The organism is Citrobacter sp. LUTT5, from assembly GCF_009905315.1.
Taxonomy (GTDB): domain Bacteria; phylum Pseudomonadota; class Gammaproteobacteria; order Enterobacterales; family Enterobacteriaceae; genus Citrobacter; species Citrobacter freundii.
On the sequence record NZ_CP047606.1, the window covers coordinates 1,210,205 to 1,236,556 of the forward strand.

The window sequence follows — 26,352 nt, forward strand, 5'->3', positions numbered from 1 at the left end:
GGTTATGCTGACTAAAGAACCTTCATTTGCATCGCTTCTCGTTAAGCAAAGTCCTGCAATGCACTGTGGTCATGGCTGGATTATGGGGAAGGATGGTAAGCGCTGGCATCCATGCCGCTCTCAGGATGCGCTGCTGACTGAACTGTCTACAACCAAAAAGGAGAAATCATGGCGCAAGCTACAGAAGGTGTGTTTTACCAGTTCTTCCACAAGGGCGAAAAGTATTCAATTCATGAGGATGAGTTTGCAAGTTGTTATCCGTCTCTTTCGGGTGATGGTAGTTACTATTTCACGTTGCGAGATGGGACATTCTTTCGGGGAGAAAGGGTTCAGGAAGTGATGCGAAAAAGCACATCACCTCTTGAACAGTATCGCCAACCAACTTATCGGTAACGCTCTATTAGCTCCTGGAGCTTGTGGGTGAATTCCTGACGTTTGAGTGAGCCTAGCGGCAATTTGTTTAATTCTTCACGAAGGATATTTAAAAATGCTGACTGATTCGATGATTCCCCTCGTAGCACACTGTGTAGTAAGCCAGACAGCAGAATTTGTTGCATCTCAACATCCTCGCGCAGTCGCGCAATTTCATTTTCAAGCTGCTCGATACGTTCCTTCTCAACCAGGTTCAACATTGCTACATCCTCTGAGTTATCTCGTTGCACCGGAAAATCATATCAGAGAGGGAGTTGCAAATGATCTGTGGAGGAAATTATGGCTATTGAAGGCGCTGCGGTGACTGTCCCATTAAGCCCCGGTAAACGCCTGGACGGACTGAACCATATTGCGGAACTACGTGCAAAAGTGTTCGGCCTAAATATTGAGTCGGAGCTTGAAAGGTTTATTGAAGATATGCGCAACCAGAGGGACGTTAACAATAAACAAAATGAGAGGGCACTGGCAGCCATATTTTATATGGCAAAGATTCCGGCAGAACGTCATAGCGTCAATATAAGTGATCTGACTACTGACGAAAAGCGGGAGCTGATTAAAGCAATGAATCATTTTCGTGCAGTGGTGAGCTTATTTCCCAAGCGGCTAACCATGCCGAATTAACCCTCAACCGAAATTAAAGGCGTAAACCCGCCGGGCTTCTTATTGCCCAAATTCAGGAGAAACAACAATGCGAAATATTGAAACCCGTATTACCAAAACAGGACCAGATGATGCTGGCCTTAACCAGATGCTGACTGATGCACGCATGGAAGAACGCAGGGCACGTGCTGCGGCAATGGCTGCCCGTCTTGATTGCCTGGCTTGCCATATCACGTCACGCCAGCTTAATCACGTTGAAGCGGCGGAGCTGCTGCGTATTGCGGCTGAAAACATTCAGAACGAAGCGCAGGAGATCCACTGATGGCTGATTCAATGGACCTTGTACAGCAGCGCGTTGAAGAAGAACGTCAGCGCCACATCCACACCGCCCGCAACAGAACGCCGGGCGTTTCCCGTGTGCTCTGCATTGATTGCGATGCACCGATCCCGCCAGCTCGCCGCCGCGCTATTCCGGGCGTGCAGTGTTGCGTCACCTGTCAGGAAATCGCAGAGCTGAAAGGCAAACATTACGTAGGGGGTGCTGTATGAGCACTATCCTGAAATGGGCGGGTAATAAAACCGCCATAATGCCAGAATTGAAAAAACACCTTCCAGCAGGCCCGCGACTGGTTGAGCCTTTCGCGGGTTCGTGCGCTGTGATGATGGAGACAGACTATCCTCATTATCTTGTAGCAGATATTAATCCTGACCTGATCAGCCTTTACAGCGTCATTAAAAACGGGTCTGAATTACTAATTACTATTGCGAAAGGGTTCTTTGATAAGAATAACACCGCAGAAGATTATTACGGTATACGTAAGGAATTTAACTGTGATCGCCACTGGCCCGCAGAATGGCGCGCAGCTATGTTTCTTTATCTTAATCGCCATTGTTATCGTGGATTATGCCGCTATAACTTAGGCGGTCATTTCAATACCCCTTACGGTAATTATAAAAACCCGTATTTCCCTGAAAACGAAATACGTGCATTCGCAGAAAAAGCACAGCGAGCAACGTTTATCTGTGCCAGCTATGACGAAACATTGGCGATGCTGCAGACTGGTGATGTTGTTTACTGCGATCCGCCATACGACGGTACATTTAGCGGTTATCACACTGCCGGTTTTACTGAGGATGATCAGTATCATCTGGCGTCTATTCTTGAGCGTCGGTCATCAGAAGGTCATCCAGTCATTGTGTCCAACAGTGATACGTCTTTGACCAATTCGCTTTATCGTGATTTTACCCGCCATCGTATAACCGCTAAGCGCAGCATGGGCATGGCTGCCGGTGATAGTAAAACTGCAGTAGAAATCATTGCTACAAAATCAGCACACTGGCTTGGTGTTGATGTGGCATCTGGTCCTGATATCTCGGTTGAAGCTGAGGTGCGGGCGTGGCAGTGAGTAAATTCACATTACATCATGCACAAACCACCGGCGGCTCGAATGAGGCCGCCGTGGCCTTTCCATGGAATACCCCAAAAAAAGCGGTTAACCCGTATCTGGAACCGGCGGACGTAGCGCCGGTGTCTGCACTTTCAAACCTGATCACTCTGTACGCTGCGGATAACGAGCAGGAGCAACTGCGCCGTGAGGTGTTGAGTGATGAGGTTTGGGAACGCTATTTCTTTAATGAATCCCGTGATCCTGTCCAGCGTGAAATAGAGCAGGATCAGCTAATTAGCCATGCCAAAATGGCCCGCGAACAGCAGCGCGTTAATCCCGATTTAGTGATTATTGCCGATGTAAGCGCCATGCCTGCCCATATCAGCAAGCCTCTGCTGGAGCGGATTAAATACTTCCATAGCCTGGGCAGGGCTAAAGCTTATTCTCGCTATCTGCGCGAAACAATCAGACCGTGTCTTGAGCGGCTGGAGCGCGTGCGTGACAGCCAGGTGTCTGCGTCTTTCCGTTTCATGGCTAGCCAGGAGGGGCTGGAGGGGCTACTGGTACTGCCTGAAATGAATCAGGATCAGGTCAAGCGCCTTTCCACGCTGGTTGCGGCACATATGAGCATGTGTCTTGATGCGGCCTGCGGTGATCTGTTTGTCAGTGACGATGTTAAACCAGAAGAAATCCGCCAGGCATGGGAAAGGGTTGCTGCAGAAGCCATGCGCCTTGAGGTCATCCCGCCTGCCTTTGAGAAGTTACGCCGCAAAAAGCGCCGCCGCAAGCCGGTGCCTTATGAACTGATCCCACCGTCGCTGGCGCGCATGCTGTGCGCGGATTGGTGGTATCGCAACTTGTGGCAGATGCGCTGTGAGTGGCGGGAGGAGCAGCTGCGTGCCGTCTGCCTGGTCAACAAGAAAGCGTCTCCGTATGTCAGCTATGAAGCCGTGATCCACAAACGCGAGCAGCGCCGCAAATCGCTGGAGTTCTTCCGCTCGCATGAGCTGGTCAACGAAGACGGTGACACGTTGGACATGGAAGATGTGGTGAACGCCAGCAACAGCAACCCGGCGCACCGCCGTAATGAAATGATGGCCTGTGTTAAAGGGCTGGAGCTGATCGCGGAAACGCGCGGAGACTGCGCGGTGTTCTATACCATCACCTGCCCGTCACGTTTCCACGCAACCCTCAATAATGGCAGACCAAATCCGAAATGGACCAGCGCCACTGTCCGGCAGAGCAGTGATTATCTGGTTGATACATTCGCCGCTTTTCGCAAGGCCATGCACAAGGCCGGGCTGCGCTGGTACGGCGTCCGCGTTGCAGAGCCGCACCATGACGGCACAGTGCACTGGCATCTTCTGTGCTTTATGCGCAAAAAAGACCGTCGTTCCATCACCGCGCTGCTGCGTAAGTTTGCAATCCGTGAAGACCGCGAGGAGCTGGGCACCAATACCGGGCCGCGCTTCAAGTCTGAGCTAATCAACCCGCGCAAGGGCACGCCGACCAGCTACATCGCCAAATACATCAGTAAGAACATCGACGGGCGCGGGCTGGCTAAAGAAATCAGTAAAGAAACAGGCAGATCACTGCGTGACAGCGCCGAGCATGTCAGCACCTGGGCGTCACTGCACCGTGTCCAGCAATTTCGTTTCTTTGGTATTCCGGGTCGTCAGGCATACCGCGAGCTGCGCTTGCTGGCTGGTCAGGCGGCGAGAGTGCAGGGCGAACGCAAAGCGGGTGCGCCTGTACTGGATAATCCGCGTCTGGATGCGGTACTGGCAGCTGCAGATGCGGGTTGCTTTGCCACCTACATCATGAAGCAGGGCGGTGTACTGGTTCCCCGCAAACATCACTTTGTCCGTACGGCTTATGAGCTTAACGACGAACCGAGCGCCTACGGCGATCACGGTATCCGTATCTATGGCATCTGGTCCCCGATTGTAGAGGGCAAGATTTGCACGCACGCGATGAAGTGGAAAAAAGTTCGTAAGGCCGTTGACGTTCAGGAGGCGGCAGCCGACCAGGGCGCTTGCGCCCCTTGGACTCGTGGCAATAACTGTCCCCCTGTTGAAAATCTGAACAAATCAGGGGGTGATTTACCCGATATTAAAACCATGGATGAGAAGGAGCTGCAGGAATATCTCCACAACATGGGCCAGAAGGAACGGCGGGAGCTGACAGCCAGGTTGAGACTGGTAAAACCGAAGCGGAAAAAAGCATACATACAGAGTATTTTGGAGCAGCAGCGCCTGCAGCTTGAGGCAGAACTGACAACCAGGGGGTTTGAAGGTAGTGCATCTGAGATTGATTTGCTTCTGCGTGGCGGCAGCATTCCATCCGGTGCCGGTTTACGTATTTTTTACCGTAACCAGAGGCTGCAGGAAGATGACAAATGGCGTCAATGGTACTAAGGCTGCTGTTTAACATTTTGTGCTTTATTGACCGACATCAGTACATCCAATTAACTGACAAAAAACAGTTTTACATTTTTCTGTTCCTATTATACTGTTTATATAAACAGTGGGTATATATACAGTTTTTGTGTATCCGTGTAATGATAGGAGGGAAGATGCAGGACTATCTTTTGGAGTCATTGAAGCTCCAGCGTATTGATTTTTTTATCAAGCTTGTAGCGGCTAGTGAGTGCAGCGACGAAGAAAAGCGGCTGGCTATCCAGTGGGTGTCCGAACTGACAGACGAGCTGATGGCGAAAATTCGCAGCCATGAATACAGCCGGTCAACGGAAGTTTCCAGTTAAAGGGAGTCTGTATGTGCATTGAAATAATGATCGATAAAAGCTAGAAGATTAGCTTGATGGAAATGAACTCTATTGAATCAGATCGTTACTATAATTTGTGCTTTCTATATCCCCAAGCAGCAATCTGTAGCCTCATGGGCGGTAGCTATGGTATTGAGCTTTTTTACATCAAGTGTTTATATAACAGTTCTCATAGAGATAAGGTTCCTTCTCTAAAGGAACAGTGTAATTGTTACATGAGACTATAAGGCAAATGAAGTTACTACTTCAGTTTAAATATGTGATGTCAGTCAACATGTGAGTGCGCGTTTGATTTGTAACTTATTGTTTTGTAAAATCTTTAATTTTCACACTGTATGAAATAACATGTTGACTTTTTGTTTTTATGGGTCTAGCCTCAAGGTGCCTTTTTATTTTGATATTGACATGTGACTTTTATTAAATTACCAGACGCTATATTATAGGCACTTAAGAAATTAAGTGCCTTTTGGTTTGATAAGGACTAGAGTATGAGTAGTAAGATAAATAAAGTAAAGGAAACAGAAAGTGATATCGAACAAAAAATAATTTATCCGTTTCTGACTAAGAAATCTGTTGATGGGCTTGGCATAAATAAAGAGTATATACTCACTAAAAGAAATATTAAAAGCTTAGAGATAGGTAAAGGTAGTACCAAAAAAATATATTATCCAGACTATCTTGTAATTATAAATGGTGTTCCTGTATTACTAGTAGAAGCAAAAACTCCTGGAGAGGATTTAGATAGCGCTTTTCAGGAAGCACGATTATATGCGCTAGAGTTGAATGCAAAATATGAGAGTGGTATGAATCCTCTTACCAAAATCATAGCTACTGATGGATATGAGTGGCTTGCGGGGGAATGGGATAATAACCAGGGTAGTTACCGATTAAATGAGATATCACCTGTTGATAAAAATTGTGCAAATTTTTTAGAGGAATTTTCGTTTACAGCTCTCTCGAAATTATCTGAGGAATTCATAGCTAAATCAAAACCTAGAAAATTCTGGAAGCCTAGGAGAATGATGGGAGGGAAGGCAGCTCAGAACGAAGAGGTGGGGCATAATAGTTTTGGTGCAACACTTATATCAGAGTATGGAAATATATTTAATCCAAATACACTGAATGATCGACAGTTTATCGCTCGTGAAGGGTATATTTCATCTAAGCGCAGGGACCGCTATACCCAGCCAATAGATAAAATTATCAGGGCTGCTCAACCAGTAAGCAATAGTGATTCTAAATTAATTGAAGATACTGATAATCCCAAAGAAATAATTGAAAAATTTAGAGGGCGATCTCCGCTTGAAAATAAAATTTTATTGATTGTTGGCAGTGTTGGTTCAGGAAAAACAACTTTCATTGATCATTTAAAAGAAGTCGCGCTCCCAAATGATATTATTAAAACCACTCTTTGGTTACGTTTTAATATGAATGAATCCCCGGTTTCTTCAGGGGAAGTTTATGATTGGCTTAGAGGGAAAATAATTCAACAATGTAAGTTAGCTTACCCAGATATTGATTTTGATTTGTTGGATAATTTAAAAAAACTCTATTCTGTTGAGATAAATAAGTTTAATAAGGGGGAGGGGCAATTACTTTCTGGGGATGAATATAATAAGGAATTGTTTAAAATTATTAGGGAATGTAAGTCAGATTTACATGAAACTGCACTTGCCTATACTCGGTATTGTGGGACAGAGCGCGGTAAATTAGTTGTAATAGTTCTTGATAATTGTGATAAAAGAACTTTGTCTGAACAGTTGCTAATGTTTCAGGCTGCTCAATGGCTCCAAAATGAGTTTAGATCACTAATAATTCTTCCCTTGAGAGAAGAAACTTATGATAATTATAGAGATCGTCCTCCTCTTGACACCGCTTTAAAAGATATGGTTTTCCGTATTGAACCACCGTTGTTTAATTATGTTCTTCATTCAAGAGTGCAGCTTGTTCTTAAAGAAATGACAAAAACTAGTGCTAGTAATACTCTTTCATATTCACTTCCTAACGGCTTTAATGTTGAATATAGCAAGGACGAACGTTCATATTATTTAACATCAATCGCAAACTCTATTTTTGTACATGATGCACAAATAAGAAGGATGATTGTTGGTCTTTCAGGAAGAAATATACGAAGGGCTTTGGAAATTTTCTTGGAGTTCTGCACTAGTGGGCATATTACTGAAGGTGAGTTTTTAAAAATAAGGCAAAGTGAAGGACGCTATGCGCTTCCTTTACATATTGTGACCAGAGTGTTATTACGATTAAATCGTCGATTTTATGATAGCGATAACTCATACCTTAAAAATATATTTTCGACGGAAAAAGATGATGAGAGGGCTAATCATTTTACTAGGTTTGCAATTTTGAAATGGTTCTATAATAATTTTGGGGCAAGTGGTCCAACTGGACTTAAAGGATACTTTCCTTTGTTTGCGTTAAAAAACGGATTAGTCAAGTTTGGTTTTTCTCCAAAGGTTATAACTCGTGAGGTCGATTATTTACTTCAGGGGCAATGTTTAGTTTCAGAGGATTTTAGAGAGACTGGAATAACTGATGAAGACTTACTAAGATTATCCTCGGCTGGGTTTGTGCATTTGGATATGCTCTCAAATATTAGCTATCTAGCCGCGTTAGCAGAAGATACTCTTTTCCCTACTGAGCAAATTGCCAGAAGAGTCTCTGAAAGGATGGGGTCAGTTCAAAATCAGTATAATAAAGAAATGGTTAGTGCTAATGCTAAGGAGTTAGTTGATTTTCTTGTAAATCAACGTGAAACGATAGCAAGTTTTTCTGGCGAATTTATTTCTGGAGATGAATATCACGGGCTAACTGATATCCAACCTGCAATTGATGCTGTTAAGTCATTTGCGGAAAAGATACGCGATCCTGAATGGGCAGAGTTCGAAGCTAGGTATCAGTCAGGTGATATATTAGAAGGTACTGTACGGAATTGCGATCATAGATATGGTGTTTTTGTTAACTTTACAGGAAAAATTACAGGGTTAATACATAAATCAAAACTGCCTGCAGGTTTTAACCGTATGAATGAGTATTCCAAAGGTAAAGTACTATGGGTGCGTATAGAGAACGATTTCAACGCTGTTGAGCAAAAGATTAGTTTATCTCTTGTGGAGCAATGAATGGTTCCTGTCAAGTTACTCGACATATAGATTGATGTCGACTGATGAGGTCAAGCTGAGATTGTCGATGTGTAGATAGTCCTGCATAACTATGCTGCATGAAAACGCATGATCGTTTAGGGATCTTTTATGCTGAGGCCCGTCATAACTGGCGGGCTTTTGCCTATGTCATGCAGGTGCATGAAAAACACTACATAAAGCGGGCAGGCGTGGCGGGGATACGAGCGCGCGGTTTTGGGGTTAATCGCGGTTTTGGCGCCTCAATGTTGGGCGGGCATGGTCATTTTTTGGGGCTGGTCGTGCGCGCCTGCGTCGTGGTGAGGCGCTGCGTTTCGTCGTGAGCTGCCAGGTGGCGAAAGAGTAGGACCGCTCAGCGAGGCGCTGAGGCGCTCTGATGGTGAGGCAGGGCATAAGGGAATAAAAAAACCGCCCGGGGAAGGGCGGTTGATATCAAAGGTTGGCAGGTGGGCGTCAGTCTTCATCGGTCAGGTAGGGGTCAAAGCGTATCACCTCATCACCCAGCCACTCGTTAACTTCTTTGATGCGGCCCTGCAGGGGGGTAAGTTCGTTGCGAACGAAAACGCGCGCCGCCTTTTCCACATCGCCAAACCCGCCGGTATTCGTTGGAATAATCCCCATCAGCTGCGGCGGCACACGGTGAGCTGCCAGCATGTCATCACGGCTCACATTCTTGATATTCAGAAACTCATCTTTCGCTGCGACTTCTGACAGCGGAATGATCTGAATGCCGTCTTTCTTGCCGTTCGGGCTGTACATAAACAGGTTGCGGAAGTTGCCTGGCCCTTTCGATTTTTTCAGTGCTTCGCGTATGTTGTTCACGTCGTTCTGGTCTGCGGCGGGGTCGCTCATGTACATGATGAAACCAGCATGGCTACCGTTAAGGTAATATTTACGACGAAACAGCGTGGCCGATTCATTCAGCAGGGCGGAGGGAATGGCGGAGAGGTATTCCGGCATTCCGTAAAGCTCCTGGTTAACGTCGGGTTCCATCAGGTGAAACACGCTTCCCTCATCGAACTGATAGGGCTGTGAGTTGTAGCCATACTGTGCAAACCAGTAGGTGTCCGGGTCAATGCCACGACGGGTATATTTGGCAAGCGAGGCGCGCAGCTCCATGATCTGCCCTAACCGGTTCATGCGTTTTTCAAGGTAGGAATTACCGAATACCAGAAAGTCCTGGGCGAACCGGGAAAAGGCTTGTTTAGACAGCCAGCGGTGAGGGATGAAGGTACTGGTAAGAATATTGCGTTTTACCTGAATAGCGCTGGAGTGATGCACGGCGGCGCGGTAAGTTCGCGCCAGGCCATCCATGCTGATCGGTGGTTCGTACCAGCGGTCTACCTGCACGCACTCCAGGTAATCAAATAACTCCCGGCGGTCCATCACGGGGATCGGATCGCCAAACGTAAACGCCTCCGCATGTGCATTACTGACCATGTTGGCCGTATCGGTGGCGGTCTGGCCGCGCGGTGCCTTGCTGCGGTTTTTGCGGTTAGCCATTAAAAAATCTCCACGATGTTGCTGGTACTGGCGGAAGCTCCTGCCAGTGGTTCGTTATAAAGTGCGTGCATGGTTGCCCAGGCTAAATCCGCGTGGCTGGCTTCCTCTGTGCGGGCTGCTTCGTAGGTTGGCCGGTTGCCGCTGGCTGTGGTTGAACGGCGAATGGACATAAAGGACTGCGCGATATCCAGCATCCCCGCGTCAAATTCCAGACGGCGCCCGCTGATGATGTCGTAGGCTTTAAGCACCAGGGCATTTTTAACGGTCGGGTTGTAGACAAACTCACGCGCGGCAGGGAAGAACTGCTTAACCGTTTTGTAAACGCCATCGCCAACGCCGGTCGAGTCAATGCCGATGTAGGTCACGTTGTAGCGTCTGGTGATTTCCTCAATCGCTGAGGCCTGGGCGCGAAAGTCCATCCCGCGCCACTGGTGACGCTCAAGGATGCGGAATTTACCGCCGGGGACGACGGGAGGCGCAATGACAACGCAACCGGCGCTGTCACCGTTCTGCGTTCCTTTTGCCGGGTCATAGCCGATCCAGACCGGGTGGTATGCAAACGGCCGCAGTAAAAGCGGTTCGAAATCGTCCCACACATCCCAGCTGTCAACCATGCAGGACTGCAGCAACGCCAGCGGGAACACGGACGCCAGGTCGTCAACAAACTGACACATCAGCAGGTTGTTGTATTCGTCCGGGCTGTACTCCAGACGCAGCTGGTCCAGGTCGAAAAGGTTACACCCGCCGTTTACTGCATCTTCGATGGTGACTATCTGGCGGTACTGGCCGTCAGGACATAAAACGCCGTGCGCCAGGCTACTGTGAGAAAGGTCAAATTCTACCCTGTCGGCTTTCGGGCGCCCTTTATTGAACAGGGCGCCAGACCAGAACGGGTAGGCGCTGTGCGTCAGGCTGGAAGGTGTTGAGAAATAGGTCTGGCGCCATTTTTTGTGCAGCGCCATACCGGAGGCCACCTTGCGTAGCTCCTGGAATTTCGGTATCCAGAAATACTCATCAAGATACAGATTGCCGTGATAGCTCTGCGCGGTACGGGCATTTGTACCGAGGAAGTAAAGACAGGCACCGTTAGGCAGCACCATCGGATCGCCTTTCAGTTCAACGTCCACCTCTTTTGCGAAGTCGATGATGTACTGTTTAAAAACGTGCGCCTGCGCTTTACTCGCTGACAGAAAGATTTGATTTCGCCCCGTGGTGAGCGCGTCTATCAACGCTTCACGGGCGAAATAGTAGGTTGCACCGATCTGGCGTGACTTTAAGAGGTTGCGAATACGGTGCTTGATGCCAGCGTCCCACCAGTGGCGCTGGTACTCGAACATACCGGCGCGGAAAATCTCTTCCAGCTTTTCGATCTGCTCGTCGGTAAACAGGTTTTTTTCCGGCGGCTTGCGCGGACCTTTATTGCGGTTCGCCACGTTCGGATTCAGGTCTGCTTCATTCCCGCCATTGTTAAATTTGCCGATTCTGGCCTGTCGTTCGGACTGACGCGCCAGCAGGTCAATTTCTTTAAAGTCCTTTCCTTCCTTCTGCTCCTTCATGACGAGCTGGCAGTAACGTGCGGCGGTGGTGAGCTGCATCTGATCCAGTGGGCCATATTCGCCCCACTTATCGCGTTTTTTCCAGCTGTGAACGGTTGCAACTTTTTCGCCCAGCATTTCAGCAATGCGGGCTACGCGGTATCCCTGAAAGTACATCAGCATTGCCTGACGACGGGGATCGAGGTCTGCGGGGGTCAGTGTTGTCATGGCACAAACATACGGCCTCAAATCAGCACTTTCCCCGGCTTCGCATTGTGTGGGAGTTCGCACAAGCCCAACGCGTTGTTTACACGCGCCCATCACCGCAAACATAAGGCTCTGAACGTGTTACGAACTAACTAACCGGAGCCGGACCGATGGCAAAAAAATCTAAGCGTTTTCGCATTGGGGTCGAAGGGGCCACCACTGACGGGCGCGTTATTGAGCGTGAATGGCTCACCCAGATGGCAGCGAGCTATAACCCGCAGGTATACACCGCGCTGATCAATATGGAACACATCAAGGGCTTTACTCCTGATGGGCCCTTCCGTCGTTTTGGCATGGTGGAAAAGCTGGAAGCGGAAGAAATCACCGAAGGGGCATTGTCCGGGAAAATGGCGCTGTATGGCTGGATTGCCCCGACTGACGATCTGGTCACGATGACAAGCAACTGGCAGAAGCTTTTCACCTCAATCGAAGTTAACACCAGTTTTGCCGATACCGGCTCCGCTTATCTGGTTGGCCTGGCGATTACTGACGATCCGGCAAGCCTCGGCACTGAAATGCTGCAGTTCAGCGCCAGCGCAGAACATAACCCCCTGGCGCGCCGCAAGCTGGATAAAGACAACCTGTTTACCGCTGCTGTTGAAACACTGATCGAGTTTGAGGACGTGCCGGAAAAAACCAGCCTGTTTACCCGCGTAAAAGAGCTGCTGTCCCGCAAAAGCGCCGATGATAACGCCCGCTTTGCTGATGTGAATCAGGCTGTTGAAACCATCGCGCGTGAGCATCAGACGCTGGCGGAGCAGGTCAGCACCCATCAAACCGATTTCAGCAACAAGCTGAGCGATTTGCAAAAGGTTGTTGATGAGACAACCAGCGCACTCTCCACCCTGCGTGAGCAGCTTTCCACCCAGGACAGCCGCAGCGAGCGCCGCCCTAATGCGACCGGTAATAACGGCGCAGAACAAACCACCGATTGCTGACGGAGCAAAAGCACAATGAAAAAAGAGACTCGCTTTAAATTTAACGGCTATCTGACGCAGCTCGCCAAACTCAACGGCGTATCTGTGAGCGATATCGCCTCGAAATATACGGCTGAGCCGTCAGTGGCGCAGACGCTGGAAACCAAAATCCAGGAGTCTTCCTCGTTCCTGCAGAAAATCAACATTGTCCCGGTTGATGAGCAGTCCGGCGAGCGCCTGGGGCTGGGTATTGGTTCCAGTATTGCCGGAAATACTGATACCACCCAGAAAGACCGTGAACCCGTTGATCCGACTTACATCGACGGTGAAGGGTACAAGTGTACCCAGACCAACTCTGATACGGCGTTGCCTTATGCGAAGCTGGATTTATGGGCTAAATTCCAGGACTTTCAGACGCGCATCCGTGACGCCATCATTACCCGCCAGGCACTTGACCGCATCATGATCGGCTTCAACGGTGTGAAGCGTGAGAAAACGTCAGACCGCAAGACCTATCCGCTGCTGCAGGATGTGAATATCGGCTGGCTGGAAAAAATCCGCCAGGAGAAGCCCGTTCAGGTTATGGACAAAATCGTGTCCGAAGGCGAGGTGATTTCTCAGACTATCCGTGTCGGCAAAGGCGGCGATTTCCTGAATCTGGACGCGCTGGTTATGGGCGCCGTGAATGAGAAAATTGCGCCGTGGTATCAGGAAGACACGGAGCTGGTTGTTATCGTCGGGCGCCAGTTACTTGCGGATAAATATTTCCCAATCGTCAACCGTGACCAGCCAAACAGCGAAGCGCTGGCGGCAGATCTCATCATCAGCCAGAAGCGTATCGGCAACCTCCCGGCCGTTCGCGCGCCTTTCTTCCCGGCGAATGCCATGCTGATCACCCGTCTGGATAACCTGTCTATTTACTGGCAGGCCGGTACTCGTCGTCGTTCAGTTATCGACAATCCGAAGCGTGACCGCGTGGAGAACTACGAATCCGTTAACGAGGCGTATGTTGTTGAAGATTACGACGGCGCTTGCCTAGTTGAGAACATCGAGTTGTTACCAGAGCAGGCAGACGGCAATCCGGGCGCGGCGCTTACTGCTGAAAATATTCAGACCATCGTTGCTGCAGCAGTGCAGGGCGCGCTTGATGCTCAGAATGCGGGCGGCACTGGCGACGGGGCGTGATAAATGAATCCGTTCCGTGCTCACACTCAGTATGTACAGGCACAGGATGCCGCCCGGCAGGGCGGCAGTAATGCCAGCCTGACGGGCTACAACCAGATGCTGTTACAGCTGACAGAACACCGCAGGCGCCTTAAAACCGTCCAGTCAAATGAGCGCAAGGCTCAGCTCAAACGTGAGTTTCTTCCCGCTTATGCCTCATGGATTGCCGGTTTACTGGATGCTGACGCGTCAGGCCAGGACGACGTGGCGATGTACGTCATGATCTGGCGGATTGATGCCGGAGACTATACCGGCGCGCTGGACATTGCCCGCCATGCCATTAAACACCGCTGGGTCCTGCCGCAGCGATTCAACCGGACCTGCGGGACCGCTGTTGCGGAAGAGTTTGCCGACGCGGCAATGCGCGCTTTTTGTGCCGGTGAATCATTCAGTGCCGCCATTCTTACCCAGGTGCTCGATATCGTTGAAGGTCAGGATATGCCGGATCAGTCCCGCGCCCGACTTCATAAGGCGATGGGCTACGCGCTGCGGGATAACGATCAGGCTGTGGCGGCACTTAACCATCTGAAGCGTGCCCTGCAGTTGGATAACAGTTCTGGCGTCAAAACCGAAATCAACAAGCTTGAAAGCCGATTGCGACAGGCAATGTCGGCTTAACGAATCGTGCCAACGCGCGGGGCGGCACGGGGTGGCGACAGGCTTTATGCCGCGTCAAAACCCCGTCCACCGCCCAACTATTTGGGAGTGCCAGAAATATGCAATTCGTTTCGCCGGAACAGGCCGGGGAAAGTACCCAGGACGTTATTAAAAACACCAGTTTCTGGCCTGATGTCAGGGTTTCAGAATTCCGCCGTGATATGCGCATGGATGGGAGTGTCACCGATCCGCGCCTGCGTCTGGCGTTGCTGACAGCGATTGCTGAAGTTAACGCCGATCTTTATGAGTTCCGCGAGAAACAACGGGCGCAGGGGTATGCGAGCCTGGCCGACGTCCCTGCAGATGTGATCGACGGCGAAAGCCAGCGGCTCATGCTGTATCGCCGTGCGGTGTTTTGTTGGGCAAAAGCAAACCTGGTTGAGCGCTATCGCGATTTTGACGCAACCGGCGACGGAAGCAAGAAAGCTGAAGATATCGAAACAACCTTAGGCGAGCTGTGGCGCGATGTGCGCTGGGCGGAGTCCCGCCTGCGCGATATGCCGCATATGACGGTGGAGCTGATTTGATGAAAGTGCGTGCGCATCAGTATGACACGGTGGACGCACTCTGCTGGCGCCATTACGGGCGCACGCAGGGAGTCACTGAACAGGTGCTGCAGGCGAATCCGGGGCTGGCTGAATATGGCCCCTTTTTACCGCACGGGCTGCAGGTGGAGCTGCCGGACATTACGGCGTCAACCACTGCGCAGACTGTCCAGTTATGGGACTGAACTATGACGCTTGAACGAATCAGCGCCTTTATCACTTACTGCGTTGCCCTGCTTCTGGCATGGCTCGGCGATTTGTCTCTTAAAGATGTGTCGACCATCACCGGTCTTGCGCTGGGGATTATTACTGCAGCGGTGACCTGTTATTTACGCTGGAAAGCCTACCAGCTGCTGCGGGACGGCAGAATATCCAGGGGGGAATATGAGTCCTTCAATCGTTAAGCGTTGCCTGGTCGGCGCGGTGCTGGCGATTGCCGCCACGCTGCCGGGTTTCCAGTCGCTTCATACCTCCGTCGAGGGGCTGAAACTGATTGCTGATTTCGAAGGGTGTCGCCTCCAGCCATACCAGTGCAGCGCCGGGGTATGGACTGACGGGATCGGCAATACGTCCGGGGTAGTACCGGGCAAAACCATAACGGAGCGACAGGCCGCGCAGGGGCTGATTAATAACGTGTTGCTGACGGAAAAAAGGATTGAAGCCTGCCTGCAGGTTAAGCCACCTCAGCATGTTTACGATGCCCTGATCAGTATCGGTTTCAATGTCGGAACGGGGGCAATCTGTCGGTCAACAATGGTTTCTTACATCAATCGCCAGCAATGGTGGCAGGCTTGCAACCAGCTCCCCCGCTGGGTTTATGTAAATGGTCAACGGAATAAAGGGCTGGAAAACCGGCGCGCCCGTGAGCTTGCCTGGTGCCTTAAAGGGGCAGGGGCATGACGCGCGCGCTGGCGGTGATCCTGGCTCTGGTGCTGGCATTGCTGGGCTGGCAGTCATGGCGGCTTAACAATGCCGGTCACACCATCGGGACGCAGGCTGAGGCGCTTAAAAAGAACAAGCAGGAGCTGGCGAAGAAAAACAGCCAGCTCATCAGCCTGTCCATTCTTACCGAAACCAACAGCCGGGCGCAGATGCAACTTTATGCTGCAGCGGAGGAGACTTCCGCGCTGTTGCGGAGTCGCCAGCGCCGGATCGAGGAGCTAAAACGTGAAAACGAGGATTTACGCCGCTGGGCTGACACTCCTTTGCCTGCTGACATTATCCGGCTGCGGGACCGCCCGGCCCTCGCCGGAGGTGCAGCTTACCGTGAGTGGTTGTCCAAAAGTGACCCAGTGCCGCCTGGACAGGTCAGCGCCGCGCAGTAATGGGGATTTGAACCAGGTGCTGGATGAGACTGAGGCCGCCTGGGCAGTATGTGCCGACAAAGTGGACACGATCATAGCGTGTCAGGAGCGAGACAGTGAACAAGCCGCAGTCCTTACGCAACGCCCTGAATAAATCGGTGGCGTATGTCCGTGACAACCCGGACAAACTGCACCTTTTTGTTGATAACGGTTCGCTGGTCGCAACCGGTGCCCGTTCAATGTCATGGGAATATCGCTACACCCTGAACGTGGTGATTGAAGACTTTAGCGGCAACCAGAATTTAGTGATGGCGCCCGTATTGCTCTGGTTAATGACCAATCAACCGGACGCTATCAACAACCCGGAGCTGCGCGAAAAACTTTTTACCTTTGATGTCGATATCCTGAGCAACGACCTGTGTGATATCAGCCTCAATCTGCAGCTCACGGAGCGCGTGATTGTCAGCACAGACGGCACCGTATCGAGCGTTGAAGCGGTGCCGGAACCCGACGTACCCGAAGAAATGTGGACGGTGAAACGTGGATGACCTGCAGAGGGTGGATGACTGGCTGGCGGCCCTGCTGGCGAATCTGGAACCGGCAGCCCGCAACCGTATGATGCGACAACTGGCGCAGGAGCTGCGCCGGTCGCAACAGCAAAATATCAGGCTGCAGCGCAATCCAGACGGCACCACCTTTGAGCCGCGCCGGGTGACGGCCAGAAGTAAAAAGGGGCGCATCAAGCGCCAGATGTTCGCCAAATTGCGCACCACTAAATACCTGAAAACCGCAGCCACTGCGGACTCTGCCAGCGTGCAGTTTGATGGGAAAGTCCAGCGCATCGCCCGTGTTCACCATTATGGTCTGCGTGATCGAGTCAGACGCAATGGCCCGGAGGTCCGGTACCCAGCGCGTCGCTTGCTGGGTAAAAATGGACATATTGAAGATTTAATAAAAGAAACCTTTATCAAATGGCTAGGCAGTTGATAAATTCTAACTTGTCGCAAATTCTTATAGTGAATACTTATTGTTAAGTGATTTAAGCTCTGAAATAAATAATTTAGGTGTCCAACCTTTTGTTAACTCTGATAGAAGATATTCATCGGCCATATCTAAGATATAACCTGTTGCATTATTAGCGACTAATCCACCGAACAAACCAAGCATTGTGCCAATTTTAGTGTCAGCAAAAGAACCAGCATAAGCACCGATCATCATCATTGTTACACTTTTAGTGGACTTGCCCCAGAATGTTTCGAAAAATCCACGTGGGGATGCATTGCTTTCTGAATAAAATCTTTGGGCCTCTATAGGGGATGATATTTCGTTTAAATCCGACATCCATTTTCTGAATTTTTTGGTGCTCTTGTTTTTTCTGAGTTTAACAAGTTCGTCCATAGGCATGCCCATATCTCTGAATGATGTTTTAATATCAGGCATGTTTTCGAATTGAACAATCGCTGAAAAAATTTCATCTTTAGATAGGTTTGTGGCTTTTTGCATTGAGTCTTCAAGGAGAGTGCTTATATTGCTTGTTGGGCTAACCTGAGCGCGTTTTTGCATAAGATATTTGTAACCCAATAAATCAGAGGCACAGGAAATCAATTGCTGTTTTTCAGATTCATTAAAATTATTTTTATCTTTATTTTTAAGGCTTAGCCCCAGCCTCTCAAGTTTTCCACTTTCGAGAGCAGACATTGTTACACTAACGCTGTCATTCTCCATACCTTTAGGAACTGAAAAATAAAGGTCACGTACTTTTCGTGTTAAAGCTCTAACTTCCCCTTTTCTTAATGGAGTCCTCATGAAATTAAGTCCAGTATGAATTGACTCTTCTGGGTCGAAAAATACGGATTCATTTCGACGGCCCGCGCATAAAGGGTCTACACCATATTGGTTATCATTCATATATAGAACGAGAGGAGACCACACGGTAAAGCTAAGTGCTCCATCATCTATTAATTCTTCAACTCCCCTTAATCCTATTTCATTTATCAAAATGGTTAAAGGAATGTTCTCTCCATCAACTTTGAAATTAACTTCATCGTGGAGGGTAAAACTTTCAAATAGTGATAGTTTTATTTCTTCATAATATTGAGGGGCTTCGTTGATTTCCTTATTGCTAAGGGGGATGCTTCTTTTAAAAAAATACTTTCTACAAAAGCTATCTAACTCCGTATTAAATATAGCTCCCTTTAGATCTCGTTTGGATTGCATACGAACCCTCATCACCATTGTGTAGTTAATGACACAAATTACCACACTGCATATCAAATGTGTGCGATGGCAAGCTAAAGATATGAATGCACAACTGACAGAAATTATGCGCCTTATCACCAACCTGATCCGCACCGGCACCGTGACCGAAGTGGACCGGGAAAACTGGCTGTGCCGGGTGAGAGTGGGCGAGCTTGAAACCAACTGGATTAACTGGCTGACGCTGCGTGCCGGTGGTGCCCGTACATGGTGGTGCCCGTCGCCGGATGAGCAGGTGGTGGTACTGAGCATGGGCGGCAATCTGGAAACTGCTTTTGCGTTGCCTGCCATCTACTCCAATCAGTTTGCGCCGCCGTCGGATTCCGTGGACGGCTGCGTGACGGAGTACCCGGACGGGGGCTGGTTTGAGTATGAACCCGCCACCGGACGATGGCATGTCCGGGGCATCAAATCCATGGTGATCGAGGCGGCGGACAATATCACCCTCAAAACTGGTGAGTTTGTGGTAGAGGCTGACACCACGCGCATTAACAGCGAGGTGGTGATAAATGGCGGCGTCACCCAGGGCGGCGCCGCGATGAGTTCTAACGGGATCGTGGTGGATAAACACGGTCACACCGGTGTTAAGTCTGGCGGTGATACGTCAGGAGGTCCGGTATGACGTTGTATATCGGTATGAGCAGGAATGACGGGCAGGCCATTACAGATACAGACCATCTGCGCCAGTCGGTGCGGGATATTCTGCTGACGCCGCAGGGCAGCCGTCTTGCTCGTCGGGAATATGGCTCCCTGCTGTCTGCCCTGATTGACCAGCCGCAGAACCCGGCGCTGCGCCTGCAGATTATGTCTGCGGTCTATGTGGCGCTGAACCGCTGGGAGCCGCGTCTTACACTGGACTCCATCACCATCAACGGCAATTTTGACGGCTCTATGGTGGTTGAGCTTACCGGACACAGCAATAACGGCGCGCCAGTTTCCCTTTCCGTATCAACAGGAGCAGACAATGCCAGTCATTGATCTTTCCCGACTACCGCCGCCGCAGATTGTGGATGTGCCGGACTTTGAGGCATTGCTGGCAGAACGCAAGGCCGCCTTTGTGGCCCTCCATCCGGCAGATGAACAGGAGGCCGTTATGCGCACGTTAGCGCTGGAGTCAGAACCTGTCACCAAACTGTTGCAGGAGAATACTTACCGTGAAATCCTGCTGCGCCAGCGTATTAATGAGGCTGCGCAGGCGGTCATGGTGGCCTATTCCATGGGAAATGACCTTGAGCAACTGGCAGGTAACTGCAATGTGAAGCGCCTGACGGTAGTCCCTGCCGATAATGACGCGGTGCCGCCGGTCGCCGCAGTGATGGAAAGTGATGAAGCATTACGCCAGCGCATTCCTGCAGCATTTGAGGGGCTGTCCGTTGCAGGGCCGACGGGAGCCTATGAGTTCCACGCCAGAAGTGCCGACGGGCGCGTGGCTGATGCCAGCGCAACCAGTCCCGCACCGGCTGAGGTGGTGCTTACCGTACTGAGCCGCGAGGGTGACGGGACGGCAGGGGCTGACCTGCTGGCGGTGGTTGAGCAGGCGCTTAACAGTGAAAAGGTTCGCCCGGTGGCAGACCGCCTGACGGTGCGCAGCGCAGAAATTATTCCGTACAGCGTGGATGCGACGATCTTCCTTTATCCGGGGCCGGAGGCTGAGCCGGTGATGGCAGAAGCAAAAGCCAGTCTGCAGAAATATATCGCCAGTCAGACGCGGCTGGGACGTGATATCCGACGCAGCGCCATTTATGCCGCGCTGCACGTGGAGGGCGTCCAGCGTGTGGAGCTGGCGTCCCCTCTGGAGGATATGGTGCTGGATAAGACGCAGGCGGCATCCTGTACCGAATGGAGCGTTATCAACGGGGGCACGGATGAATAGTCTGCTGCCGCCGGGTTCGTCGCCGCTTGAACGCCGACTGGCGCAGACCTGCAGCGGGATTTCCGATCTGCAGGTATCGCTGCGTGATTTGTGGAATCCGGCAACCTGTCCGATCAGATTCCTGCCCTATCTGGCCTGGGCGTTTTCTGTTGACCGCTGGGATGAAAGCTGGACAGAAAGCGTCAAGCGCCGCGTTGTGCAGGACGCGTTTTATATCCATCAGCACAAGGGGACAACCAGCGCCGTGCGGCGTGTGGTGGAGCCGTTTGGCTTCCTGATCCGCATCATTGAGTGGTGGCAGACCGGCGAAACGCCGGGGACGTTCCGTCTGGATATTGGCGTGCAGGACCAGGGCATAACAGAAGAAACCTATCTGGAGCTGGAGCGCCTGATCGGTGACGCCAAACCATGCAGCCGTCATCTGGTTGGTATGTCCATCAACCTGCAGACAGGCGGCCCGTATTTTTTGGGTGCAGCCACCTACACCGGCGAAGAAATCACGATCTACCCGTATATCAACGAAACCATTATTTCCGGCGGCACCGCTTATGAGGGCGGGGCGATCCATGTTATTGACACGATGAGAGTGAACCCATGAGCGCAAAATTTTACACCCTGCTGACGGATATCGGCGCGGCGAAACTGGCAAGCGCCGCCGCGCTCGGTGTCCCGCTTAAAATTACCCATATGGCGGTGGGTAGCGGTGGCGGTGCGCTGCCCACACCCAACGCGCAACAGACCGCATTAGTTACTGAGGAGCGCCGCGCAGCGCTGAATATGCTGTATATCGACCCGCAGAACAGCAGTCAGATTATTGCCGAGCAGGTGATCCCGGAAAATGAGGGAGGGTGGTGGATTCGTGAAGTCGGCCTGTTTGATGAAACAGGGGCGCTTATTGCTGTGGGAAACTGCCCGGAGAGCTACAAGCCGAAGCTGGCGGAGGGCAGCGGACGCACGCAGACCGTGCGTATGGTACTGATTACCAGCAGCACCGATAACATCACCCTGAAAATTGACCCTGCTGTGGTTCTGGCAACCCGCAAATATGTGGATGACAAGGTGCTGGAGCTTAAGGTGTATGTGGATGACCTGATGGCAAAGCATCTTGCTGCTGTTGATCCCCATTCGCAGTATGCACCAAAAGACAGTCCGACGCTGACAGGCATGCCTAAAACGCCAACACCACCGGCAGGAAACAACAGCACCCTGATTGCCAGCACCGCCTTTGTTCAGGCTGCTATTCTTACCCTGATTGGTGGCGCACCGGCAACGCTGGATACGCTGAAAGAAATTGCATCAGCTATCAATAATGACTCGAATTTCAGTACCACCATTAACAATGCGCTGGCACTGAAAGCACCGCTGGCAAGTCCGGCCCTGACCGGAACGCCAACGGCTCCTACTGCAGCTCAGTCAACGAATAATACGCAGATTGCCACTACCGCATTTGTGAAATCTGCTGTTGCGGGGCTGGTTGGTTCGTCGCCGGAGGCGCTGGACACACTGAATGAACTGGCGGCTGCGCTGGGGAATGATCCTAACTTTGCGACAACAGTGATGAACGCGCTGGCGGGGAAACAGCCACTTGATGCCACGCTGACGAATCTCAGCGGGAAAAGTGTTTCGGCCCTTCTACAATACCTTCATTTAAGGGCAAGCGGTCAGTACACCGATAACTTGTTATTTACAGGCCCTGATGGACTTAAGATTCAGGTGTTTCGCAGAACGCTCGCAAATCAGACTACTGTCGGCGTAGTAAATACAGTGCCAGTGACTTTCCCTGTCCCGTTCCCCGTTAATTGCTGGGGTGTTTTTTCTACCAAATTAACATGGGTTCAGATAGCCAACTCATGCGAGTGGGTAAGCAATACAGGTTTCACCGCTCAGGTCATGATGAATATTGCTGTAAATACAAACACCTCAGAAGCCATGTTTTTAGCTATAGGATATTAATATGAATCGTTTTGTATTCAGCCCATCAGAGTCCCGTTTTTATGCCATCGAATGGCGTGCTGATTATGTCGATAATAATTGCTGGCCGCATGATGCCATTAACGTTAGTGACAGCACTTATTATGAGTTTTCCGGCACTCCACCTACAGGTAAGCAACTTATAACTTTAAATAATATGCCATCATGGGGTGATATTCCCCCGCCTACACGAGAAGAATTAATTGCCGCTGCTGATATGGAGAAGCAAAAAAGAATAGATTTAGCCAATGATTACATGAACGTTAAGCAGTGGCCCGGTAAGGCAGCGATTGGCAGGCTGAAAGGAGAAGGGCTAACTCAATACAATCTGTGGCTGGATTATCTGGATGCACTGGAAGTGGTAGACACCTCCAGTGCTCCGGATATCGAATGGCCTACGCCTCCGGGGGAACAGGCCAGTTAACATGCTCAGGGTCGGTTGTCACATCAGCCGACTTAACTCCATTTTTATAGGCCAGCCACGCCGACAGCTTAGCTCTGTTGGCGTCGCTGATTTCACCGAGCATCAGTTCTGTTCGCCAGTCCAGCATAACAGCGTCAGCATGGGTCAGTAGTTTCTGGCGTTCTTGTTCGGCAGCAGCAATCAACTCTTCACGTGTCGCCGGTGGAATATCAATCCAGACTGGCATATTTTGGCTGGAACTTAGCTGTTTGCCTTCAGGCGGTGCAAAGTTATATTCATTTCTGACGCTATCAGAAACCACTATAACATCAGATGGTAATGAACCATTGGTAAGGTATTCTTCTTTCATCTCGATGGGGTAAAAACCCAATGTGCTTGGCGAAAATAAATACATGGTTATTTTCCTATGGCAATAAAATATGAAGAATTCATTCCACCCATATTGTATTTAGCAAAAAATCGGGTCAGGTCATTTACGTCACGTTGTATCGATGGAAATTGTAGTGATGGTGATGCAGTTGTGGACATTAAAACGCCTGGCACAATAGCAATAACGCTACTCGGAAATGGTATAGGGAAATTGATATATAGCCCGTTAGAATCAAAAGATGCCTCGAAAGCCTGAATAACATATCCACTCGGCAACTTAAACCACCCACCACCAGACTGAAAACTACTCATATCAGGGATTTGGCTTGCACCTGAGCCAACATCCCGTTTCGCCGCTTCTCCCAATTGAACGTTTAAGAAAATGCTGTTTTCCCGCCAGGCTGGCATTATTTGGGCTTTTGCATAAGGGGAAATAAATGTTAGTCGGTTATGTGCGCGTATCAACAAGTGAGCAAAACACAGCGCTGCAGCGTGATGCACTGGAACGCTCAGGATGTGAGCTAATTTTTGAAGACAAAATGAGCGGAAAAACAGCAGACAGGCCAGGGCTAAAAAGGTTGCTCAGGACGTTATCAGAGGGAGACACGCTGGTTGTATGGAAACTCGACAGGCTGGGGCGAAGCATGCGACACCTTGTGACCCTGATAGAAGAACTCCGACAGCGCGGGGTTAATTTCCGCAGTCTGACTGACAGCATAGACACCAGTACTCCGATGGGGCGGTTTTTCTTTCACGTTATGGGGGCACTGGCGGAGATGGAACGCGAGCTGATAGTGGAACGAACCCGTGCGGGGCTGGAAGCCGCAAGAGCTAAAGGCAGGATCGGAGGGCGAAGACCAAAACTGACGCCAGAACAATGGGCGCAGGCAGGCAGGTTAATTGCTGCAGGTGAAACACGGCAGCGGGTAGCTTTAATTTTTGATGTGGGTGTCTCAACGTTATACCGCAAATATCCTGCGACATTGTGTGATTAACAGGACAACGCCGCACAGCTGTCTGCGTGACGTAATCAATACAACATAGGGCGAAGCCTATTCCAATCAGGAGGTTCGCCGCTATGGCTCAGGATTACCACCACGGGGTGCGCGTTGTTGAAGTCAACGAGGGCACCCGATCTATCACCACGGTGAGCACCGCTATCGTGGGCATGGTCTGCACCGGCGATGATGCTGATGCGTCCGTATTCCCTCTCAATAAGCCGGTTCTGCTGACGGATGTGCTGGAGGCCAGCGGTAAAGCAGGCGAGTCCGGCACGCTGGCCCGTTCGCTTGATGCGATTGCCGACCAGTCAAAGCCCGTAACGGTTGTTGTGCGCGTGGCGCAGGGCGAAACCGAAGCGGAAACCACCTCCAATATTATCGGTGGCGTCACGTCCGACGGTAAAAAAACGGGGATGAAAGCGCTGCTTTCTGCGCAGTCGCAGCTGAAAGTTAAGCCGCGCATTCTCGGTGTGCCGGGGCATGACACGCAGGCGGTATCCACTGAGCTGATGAGTATTGCGCAGAGCCTGCGCGGGTTTGCCTACCTGTCTGCCTATGGCTGCAAGACGCTGGAGGAAGCCATTGCTTACCGGGACAATTTCAGCCAGCGAGAAGGGATGCTGATCTGGCCTGATTTCATCAACTTTGACACCGTGCTAAAAGCCGATGCGACGGCTTACGCCTCTGCACGTGCGCTCGGTTTGCGCGCCAAAATCGACGAACAGACCGGTTGGCATAAAACCCTGTCCAACGTGGGTGTGAATGGCGTCACCGGTATTTCCGCTGATGTGTTCTGGGATCTGCAGGACCCGGCAACGGATGCGGGACTGCTGAACCAGAACGACGTCACCACGCTGATCTGTAAAGACGGGTTCCGCTTCTGGGGTTCCCGCTGCCTCAGTGACGATCCATTGTTTGCGTTTGAGAACTACACCCGCACGGCGCAGGTGCTGGCTGACACGATTGCAGAGGGGCATATGTGGGCGGTGGATAAGCCACTGAATCCGTCACTGGCCCGCGACATTATCGAAGGTATCCGCGCCAAATTACGCAGCCTGGTGAATCAGGGATACCTTATCGGGGCAGACTGCTGGCTGGATGAGTCAGTGAACGATAAAGACTCCCTGAAAGCCGGGAAACTCACCATCGACTACGACTACACACCTGTGCCGCCGCTTGAAAATCTGATGCTGCGCCAGCGCATCACCGATCGCTACCTGGTCGATTTTGCCAGCCGTGTCAGTGCATAAGGGGGATACATGGCATTACCACGCAAGTTAAAACATCTGAACCTGTTCAACGACGGGAACAACTGGCAGGGGATCGTTGAGTCCCTGACCCTGCCGAAATTCACCCGCAAGTTTGAGAAGTATCGCGGCGGCGGTATGCCGGGCGCGGTGGATGTGGATATGGGGCTGGATGACGGCGCACTGGACACGGAATTTTCAATCGGCGGCACCGAACTGCTGTTATTCAAACAGATGGGAGCTGCCACGGTGGACGGTATCCAGTTGCGTTTTACCGGCTCTATTCAGCGTGACGATACCGGCGAAGTGCAGGCCGTTGAGCTGGTTGTGCGGGGGCGTCATAAAGAGGTGGATTCCGGCGAGTGGAAAACCGGAGAAAGTAGCGCCACCAAAGTCAGCAGCACCAACAGTTACGCGAAGCTGACCATTAACGGCGAGGTGCTCTATGAGGTTGATGTGGTCAACATGATTGAAATCGTTGACGGCGTGGACCTGATGGAAGCGCACCGTAACGCCCTTGGCCTCTGATTTAACTTAACGGCGCGGTGATCCGCGCCAGTATCTGATTAACAGGAAACGAACATGAACGACAAGCTGACTGAAAAAACCGTACAACTGGATACGCCCATCATGCGCGGTAAAACCCAAATCACCGAAATTGTGCTGCGTAAGCCGCAGTCCGGCGCGCTGCGCGGCACCCGCCTGCAGGCCATTATGGATATGGACGTGGGGGCCATGATGACAGTGATCCCGCGTATTTCCACCCCGACGCTGACCGCACAGGAAATGGCTGAACTGGACCCCGCCGATCTCACCGCGCTGTCGGTCGAGGTGGTGACTTTTTTGTTGAAGAAGTCGGTGCTTGCCGGTTTACCGACAGCCTGACGATTGATGAC

The 26,352-nt window shown here is 50.8% G+C and carries 36 protein-coding genes and 1 pseudogene; 31 read left to right on the top strand and 6 right to left on the bottom strand.

The genetic code is table 11. The features are described from left to right. Window positions 1–4: 4 nt before the first annotated feature. Window positions 5–172, top strand: a pseudogene (locus GUC46_RS23995) (phage filamentation protein Fil family protein); the annotation flags it as partial. After that, a complete protein-coding gene (locus GUC46_RS24000) occupies window positions 169–393 on the top strand; it encodes a hypothetical protein (protein ID WP_227467343.1) in 225 nt (74 codons plus the stop codon). The pseudogene GUC46_RS23995 and the gene GUC46_RS24000, both read left to right, overlap by 4 nt. On the opposite strand, the gene GUC46_RS05715 is transcribed toward GUC46_RS24000, so the two are convergent. Then, a complete protein-coding gene (locus GUC46_RS05715; protein WP_097485628.1) occupies window positions 384–632 on the bottom strand; it encodes a hypothetical protein in 249 nt (82 codons plus the stop codon). The genes GUC46_RS24000 and GUC46_RS05715 overlap by 10 nt on opposite strands. 79 nt (window positions 633–711) lie before the next feature. Between GUC46_RS05715 and GUC46_RS05720 the strand changes: the two genes are divergently transcribed. The 8 genes from GUC46_RS05720 to GUC46_RS05755 all read left to right on the top strand — a co-directional run bounded on the left by GUC46_RS05720 (window position 712) and on the right by GUC46_RS05755 (window position 8,686). Then, a complete protein-coding gene (locus GUC46_RS05720) occupies window positions 712–1,053 on the top strand; it encodes a DUF5347 domain-containing protein (RefSeq protein ID WP_097485629.1) in 342 nt (113 codons plus the stop codon). Window positions 1,054–1,120: 67 nt separating this feature from the next. Continuing rightward, complete coding sequence (locus GUC46_RS05725; RefSeq protein ID WP_121540378.1) at window positions 1,121–1,354, top strand: DUF2732 family protein; 234 nt, start codon at window positions 1,121–1,123, stop codon at window positions 1,352–1,354. Beyond that, entirely contained in the window at window positions 1,354–1,581 is a 228-nt protein-coding gene (locus GUC46_RS05730) for a TraR/DksA family transcriptional regulator (protein ID WP_016150819.1), read from the top strand. Before GUC46_RS05725 ends, GUC46_RS05730 begins: the two co-directional genes overlap by 1 nt. Further along, window positions 1,578–2,438, top strand: coding sequence for a DNA adenine methylase (locus GUC46_RS05735; protein ID WP_121540377.1), 861 nt, complete (start codon window positions 1,578–1,580; stop codon window positions 2,436–2,438). The genes GUC46_RS05730 and GUC46_RS05735 overlap by 4 nt, the downstream gene beginning before the upstream one ends. Then, window positions 2,429–4,837 carry a replication endonuclease gene (locus tag GUC46_RS05740; RefSeq protein ID WP_160179904.1) on the top strand — a complete coding sequence of 803 codons (2,409 nt, stop codon included), beginning with the start codon at window positions 2,429–2,431 and terminating at the stop codon, window positions 4,835–4,837. The genes GUC46_RS05735 and GUC46_RS05740 overlap by 10 nt, the downstream gene beginning before the upstream one ends. 158 nt (window positions 4,838–4,995) lie before the next feature. Next, the gene (locus GUC46_RS05745; protein ID WP_001376441.1) at window positions 4,996–5,184 is read left to right on the top strand and encodes a hypothetical protein; all 189 of its coding nucleotides are present in this window, start codon (window positions 4,996–4,998) and stop codon (window positions 5,182–5,184) included. Between the two features lie 509 nt (window positions 5,185–5,693). Continuing rightward, the gene (locus tag GUC46_RS05750) at window positions 5,694–8,345 is read left to right on the top strand and encodes a type I restriction enzyme HsdR N-terminal domain-containing protein (RefSeq protein WP_121540375.1); all 2,652 of its coding nucleotides are present in this window, start codon (window positions 5,694–5,696) and stop codon (window positions 8,343–8,345) included. Window positions 8,346–8,443: 98 nt separating this feature from the next. After that, complete coding sequence (locus GUC46_RS05755; RefSeq protein WP_121540374.1) at window positions 8,444–8,686, top strand: hypothetical protein; 243 nt, start codon at window positions 8,444–8,446, stop codon at window positions 8,684–8,686. A 130-nt stretch (window positions 8,687–8,816) separates the two neighbouring features. On the opposite strand, the gene GUC46_RS05760 is transcribed toward GUC46_RS05755, so the two are convergent. Continuing rightward, complete coding sequence (locus GUC46_RS05760) at window positions 8,817–9,866, bottom strand: phage portal protein (protein WP_121540373.1); 1,050 nt, start codon at window positions 9,864–9,866, stop codon at window positions 8,817–8,819. Beyond that, window positions 9,866–11,629 carry a terminase ATPase subunit family protein gene (locus GUC46_RS05765; protein WP_017382378.1) on the bottom strand — a complete coding sequence of 588 codons (1,764 nt, stop codon included), beginning with the start codon at window positions 11,627–11,629 and terminating at the stop codon, window positions 9,866–9,868. The genes GUC46_RS05760 and GUC46_RS05765 overlap by 1 nt, the downstream gene beginning before the upstream one ends. 149 nt (window positions 11,630–11,778) lie before the next feature. Here GUC46_RS05765 and GUC46_RS05770 point away from each other — a divergent pair, with 149 nt between their 5' ends. From GUC46_RS05770 to GUC46_RS05815, 11 genes are all read left to right on the top strand, one after another. Continuing rightward, a complete protein-coding gene (locus tag GUC46_RS05770; RefSeq protein WP_121540371.1) occupies window positions 11,779–12,606 on the top strand; it encodes a GPO family capsid scaffolding protein in 828 nt (275 codons plus the stop codon). A 15-nt stretch (window positions 12,607–12,621) separates the two neighbouring features. Continuing rightward, on the top strand, window positions 12,622–13,770 hold the full coding sequence (locus tag GUC46_RS05775) for a phage major capsid protein, P2 family (protein WP_118938596.1): 1,149 nt from the start codon (window positions 12,622–12,624) through the stop codon (window positions 13,768–13,770). A gap of 3 nt (window positions 13,771–13,773) precedes the next feature. Beyond that, window positions 13,774–14,427, top strand: coding sequence for a phage terminase small subunit (gene gpM, locus GUC46_RS05780; RefSeq protein ID WP_160179907.1), 654 nt, complete (start codon window positions 13,774–13,776; stop codon window positions 14,425–14,427). A 98-nt stretch (window positions 14,428–14,525) separates the two neighbouring features. Further along, window positions 14,526–14,993, top strand: a complete 468-nt coding sequence (locus tag GUC46_RS05785; RefSeq protein WP_014884903.1) for a head completion/stabilization protein — start codon at window positions 14,526–14,528, stop codon at window positions 14,991–14,993. After that, window positions 14,993–15,196 carry a tail protein X gene (locus tag GUC46_RS05790; RefSeq protein ID WP_000868184.1) on the top strand — a complete coding sequence of 68 codons (204 nt, stop codon included), beginning with the start codon at window positions 14,993–14,995 and terminating at the stop codon, window positions 15,194–15,196. Before GUC46_RS05785 ends, GUC46_RS05790 begins: the two co-directional genes overlap by 1 nt. A gap of 3 nt (window positions 15,197–15,199) precedes the next feature. Further along, window positions 15,200–15,415 (top strand): hypothetical protein, encoded by a 216-nt coding sequence (locus tag GUC46_RS05795; protein ID WP_014884902.1) that lies wholly within the window; start codon window positions 15,200–15,202, stop codon window positions 15,413–15,415. Next, on the top strand, window positions 15,396–15,911 hold the full coding sequence (locus tag GUC46_RS05800) for a lysozyme (protein WP_014884901.1): 516 nt from the start codon (window positions 15,396–15,398) through the stop codon (window positions 15,909–15,911). The genes GUC46_RS05795 and GUC46_RS05800 overlap by 20 nt, the downstream gene beginning before the upstream one ends. Continuing rightward, window positions 15,908–16,336: an Rz-like lysis system protein LysB gene (gene lysB, locus GUC46_RS05805; RefSeq protein WP_044704129.1), complete on the top strand. Its 429-nt coding sequence runs from the start codon at window positions 15,908–15,910 to the stop codon at window positions 16,334–16,336. The genes GUC46_RS05800 and lysB overlap by 4 nt, the downstream gene beginning before the upstream one ends. Then, the gene (gene lysC, locus GUC46_RS24005; RefSeq protein WP_223563535.1) at window positions 16,221–16,469 is read left to right on the top strand and encodes an Rz1-like lysis system protein LysC; all 249 of its coding nucleotides are present in this window, start codon (window positions 16,221–16,223) and stop codon (window positions 16,467–16,469) included. The genes lysB and lysC overlap by 116 nt, the downstream gene beginning before the upstream one ends. Then, window positions 16,432–16,863, top strand: a complete 432-nt coding sequence (locus GUC46_RS05810; RefSeq protein WP_014884898.1) for a phage tail protein — start codon at window positions 16,432–16,434, stop codon at window positions 16,861–16,863. The genes lysC and GUC46_RS05810 overlap by 38 nt, the downstream gene beginning before the upstream one ends. After that, complete coding sequence (locus tag GUC46_RS05815; protein WP_121540366.1) at window positions 16,856–17,302, top strand: phage virion morphogenesis protein; 447 nt, start codon at window positions 16,856–16,858, stop codon at window positions 17,300–17,302. The genes GUC46_RS05810 and GUC46_RS05815 overlap by 8 nt, the downstream gene beginning before the upstream one ends. Before the next feature lie 24 nt (window positions 17,303–17,326). Here GUC46_RS05815 and GUC46_RS05820 read toward each other — a convergent pair whose 3' ends face one another. Next, a complete protein-coding gene (locus GUC46_RS05820; protein ID WP_121540365.1) occupies window positions 17,327–18,532 on the bottom strand; it encodes a hypothetical protein in 1,206 nt (401 codons plus the stop codon). 82 nt (window positions 18,533–18,614) lie between these two features. On the opposite strand from GUC46_RS05820, the gene GUC46_RS05825 reads away from it, so the two are divergent. Genes GUC46_RS05825 through GUC46_RS05850 form a run of 6 tightly spaced genes read left to right on the top strand, consistent with a single transcriptional unit; the run spans window position 18,615 to window position 22,839 of the window. Next, window positions 18,615–19,193, top strand: a complete 579-nt coding sequence (locus tag GUC46_RS05825; protein ID WP_121540364.1) for a phage baseplate assembly protein V — start codon at window positions 18,615–18,617, stop codon at window positions 19,191–19,193. Further along, on the top strand, window positions 19,190–19,549 hold the full coding sequence (locus GUC46_RS05830) for a GPW/gp25 family protein (RefSeq protein WP_121540363.1): 360 nt from the start codon (window positions 19,190–19,192) through the stop codon (window positions 19,547–19,549). Before GUC46_RS05825 ends, GUC46_RS05830 begins: the two co-directional genes overlap by 4 nt. Continuing rightward, window positions 19,536–20,444, top strand: a complete 909-nt coding sequence (locus GUC46_RS05835; protein ID WP_121540362.1) for a baseplate assembly protein — start codon at window positions 19,536–19,538, stop codon at window positions 20,442–20,444. Before GUC46_RS05830 ends, GUC46_RS05835 begins: the two co-directional genes overlap by 14 nt. Continuing rightward, window positions 20,437–21,042 carry a phage tail protein I gene (locus GUC46_RS05840; RefSeq protein WP_121540361.1) on the top strand — a complete coding sequence of 202 codons (606 nt, stop codon included), beginning with the start codon at window positions 20,437–20,439 and terminating at the stop codon, window positions 21,040–21,042. Before GUC46_RS05835 ends, GUC46_RS05840 begins: the two co-directional genes overlap by 8 nt. Then, complete coding sequence (locus GUC46_RS05845; RefSeq protein WP_160179909.1) at window positions 21,039–22,397, top strand: phage tail protein; 1,359 nt, start codon at window positions 21,039–21,041, stop codon at window positions 22,395–22,397. The genes GUC46_RS05840 and GUC46_RS05845 overlap by 4 nt, the downstream gene beginning before the upstream one ends. A 1-nt stretch (window position 22,398) precedes the next feature. After that, window positions 22,399–22,839, top strand: a complete 441-nt coding sequence (locus GUC46_RS05850) for a tail fiber assembly protein (protein WP_063922550.1) — start codon at window positions 22,399–22,401, stop codon at window positions 22,837–22,839. Here GUC46_RS05850 and GUC46_RS05855 read toward each other — a convergent pair. Beyond that, window positions 22,811–23,233 (bottom strand): tail fiber assembly protein, encoded by a 423-nt coding sequence (locus tag GUC46_RS05855; RefSeq protein WP_063922551.1) that lies wholly within the window; start codon window positions 23,231–23,233, stop codon window positions 22,811–22,813. The two genes, GUC46_RS05850 and GUC46_RS05855, sit on opposite strands and share 29 nt — an antisense overlap. 2 nt (window positions 23,234–23,235) lie before the next feature. After that, window positions 23,236–23,616 (bottom strand): phage tail protein, encoded by a 381-nt coding sequence (locus tag GUC46_RS05860; protein WP_121540359.1) that lies wholly within the window; start codon window positions 23,614–23,616, stop codon window positions 23,236–23,238. Between the two features lie 29 nt (window positions 23,617–23,645). Between GUC46_RS05860 and GUC46_RS05865 the strand changes: the two genes are divergently transcribed. The 4 genes from GUC46_RS05865 to GUC46_RS05880 all read left to right on the top strand — a co-directional run bounded on the left by GUC46_RS05865 (window position 23,646) and on the right by GUC46_RS05880 (window position 26,341). Beyond that, a complete protein-coding gene (locus GUC46_RS05865) occupies window positions 23,646–24,203 on the top strand; it encodes a recombinase family protein (RefSeq protein ID WP_001397632.1) in 558 nt (185 codons plus the stop codon). A gap of 83 nt (window positions 24,204–24,286) precedes the next feature. Next, entirely contained in the window at window positions 24,287–25,459 is a 1,173-nt protein-coding gene (locus tag GUC46_RS05870; RefSeq protein ID WP_121540358.1) for a phage tail sheath protein, read from the top strand. Window positions 25,460–25,468: 9 nt separating this feature from the next. Beyond that, window positions 25,469–25,984 (top strand): phage major tail tube protein, encoded by a 516-nt coding sequence (locus tag GUC46_RS05875; protein WP_001397630.1) that lies wholly within the window; start codon window positions 25,469–25,471, stop codon window positions 25,982–25,984. Window positions 25,985–26,038: 54 nt separating this feature from the next. Next, the gene (locus GUC46_RS05880; protein ID WP_001397629.1) at window positions 26,039–26,341 is read left to right on the top strand and encodes a phage tail assembly protein; all 303 of its coding nucleotides are present in this window, start codon (window positions 26,039–26,041) and stop codon (window positions 26,339–26,341) included. The last annotated feature ends 11 nt before the right edge of the window (window positions 26,342–26,352 follow it).

Coding starts and splice junctions, on each gene's coding strand:
- GUC46_RS24000 (WP_227467343.1), top strand. CDS start 169: ATGGCGCAAGCTACAGAAGGTGTGTTTTACCAGTTCTTCCACAAGGGC.
- GUC46_RS05715 (WP_097485628.1), bottom strand. CDS start 632: ATGTTGAACCTGGTTGAGAAGGAACGTATCGAGCAGCTTGAAAATGAA.
- GUC46_RS05720 (WP_097485629.1), top strand. CDS start 712: ATGGCTATTGAAGGCGCTGCGGTGACTGTCCCATTAAGCCCCGGTAAA.
- GUC46_RS05725 (WP_121540378.1), top strand. CDS start 1,121: ATGCGAAATATTGAAACCCGTATTACCAAAACAGGACCAGATGATGCT.
- GUC46_RS05730 (WP_016150819.1), top strand. CDS start 1,354: ATGGCTGATTCAATGGACCTTGTACAGCAGCGCGTTGAAGAAGAACGT.
- GUC46_RS05735 (WP_121540377.1), top strand. CDS start 1,578: ATGAGCACTATCCTGAAATGGGCGGGTAATAAAACCGCCATAATGCCA.
- GUC46_RS05745 (WP_001376441.1), top strand. CDS start 4,996: ATGCAGGACTATCTTTTGGAGTCATTGAAGCTCCAGCGTATTGATTTT.
- GUC46_RS05750 (WP_121540375.1), top strand. CDS start 5,694: ATGAGTAGTAAGATAAATAAAGTAAAGGAAACAGAAAGTGATATCGAA.
- GUC46_RS05755 (WP_121540374.1), top strand. CDS start 8,444: ATGAAAACGCATGATCGTTTAGGGATCTTTTATGCTGAGGCCCGTCAT.
- GUC46_RS05760 (WP_121540373.1), bottom strand. CDS start 9,866: ATGGCTAACCGCAAAAACCGCAGCAAGGCACCGCGCGGCCAGACCGCC.
- GUC46_RS05765 (WP_017382378.1), bottom strand. CDS start 11,629: ATGACAACACTGACCCCCGCAGACCTCGATCCCCGTCGTCAGGCAATG.
- GUC46_RS05770 (WP_121540371.1), top strand. CDS start 11,779: ATGGCAAAAAAATCTAAGCGTTTTCGCATTGGGGTCGAAGGGGCCACC.
- GUC46_RS05775 (WP_118938596.1), top strand. CDS start 12,622: ATGAAAAAAGAGACTCGCTTTAAATTTAACGGCTATCTGACGCAGCTC.
- gpM (WP_160179907.1), top strand. CDS start 13,774: ATGAATCCGTTCCGTGCTCACACTCAGTATGTACAGGCACAGGATGCC.
- GUC46_RS05785 (WP_014884903.1), top strand. CDS start 14,526: ATGCAATTCGTTTCGCCGGAACAGGCCGGGGAAAGTACCCAGGACGTT.
- GUC46_RS05790 (WP_000868184.1), top strand. CDS start 14,993: ATGAAAGTGCGTGCGCATCAGTATGACACGGTGGACGCACTCTGCTGG.
- GUC46_RS05795 (WP_014884902.1), top strand. CDS start 15,200: ATGACGCTTGAACGAATCAGCGCCTTTATCACTTACTGCGTTGCCCTG.
- GUC46_RS05800 (WP_014884901.1), top strand. CDS start 15,396: ATGAGTCCTTCAATCGTTAAGCGTTGCCTGGTCGGCGCGGTGCTGGCG.
- lysB (WP_044704129.1), top strand. CDS start 15,908: ATGACGCGCGCGCTGGCGGTGATCCTGGCTCTGGTGCTGGCATTGCTG.
- GUC46_RS05820 (WP_121540365.1), bottom strand. CDS start 18,532: ATGCAATCCAAACGAGATCTAAAGGGAGCTATATTTAATACGGAGTTA.
- GUC46_RS05825 (WP_121540364.1), top strand. CDS start 18,615: ATGAATGCACAACTGACAGAAATTATGCGCCTTATCACCAACCTGATC.
- GUC46_RS05830 (WP_121540363.1), top strand. CDS start 19,190: ATGACGTTGTATATCGGTATGAGCAGGAATGACGGGCAGGCCATTACA.
- GUC46_RS05835 (WP_121540362.1), top strand. CDS start 19,536: ATGCCAGTCATTGATCTTTCCCGACTACCGCCGCCGCAGATTGTGGAT.
- GUC46_RS05840 (WP_121540361.1), top strand. CDS start 20,437: ATGAATAGTCTGCTGCCGCCGGGTTCGTCGCCGCTTGAACGCCGACTG.
- GUC46_RS05845 (WP_160179909.1), top strand. CDS start 21,039: ATGAGCGCAAAATTTTACACCCTGCTGACGGATATCGGCGCGGCGAAA.
- GUC46_RS05850 (WP_063922550.1), top strand. CDS start 22,399: ATGAATCGTTTTGTATTCAGCCCATCAGAGTCCCGTTTTTATGCCATC.
- GUC46_RS05855 (WP_063922551.1), bottom strand. CDS start 23,233: ATGTATTTATTTTCGCCAAGCACATTGGGTTTTTACCCCATCGAGATG.
- GUC46_RS05860 (WP_121540359.1), bottom strand. CDS start 23,616: ATGCCAGCCTGGCGGGAAAACAGCATTTTCTTAAACGTTCAATTGGGA.
- GUC46_RS05865 (WP_001397632.1), top strand. CDS start 23,646: ATGTTAGTCGGTTATGTGCGCGTATCAACAAGTGAGCAAAACACAGCG.
- GUC46_RS05870 (WP_121540358.1), top strand. CDS start 24,287: ATGGCTCAGGATTACCACCACGGGGTGCGCGTTGTTGAAGTCAACGAG.
- GUC46_RS05875 (WP_001397630.1), top strand. CDS start 25,469: ATGGCATTACCACGCAAGTTAAAACATCTGAACCTGTTCAACGACGGG.
- GUC46_RS05880 (WP_001397629.1), top strand. CDS start 26,039: ATGAACGACAAGCTGACTGAAAAAACCGTACAACTGGATACGCCCATC.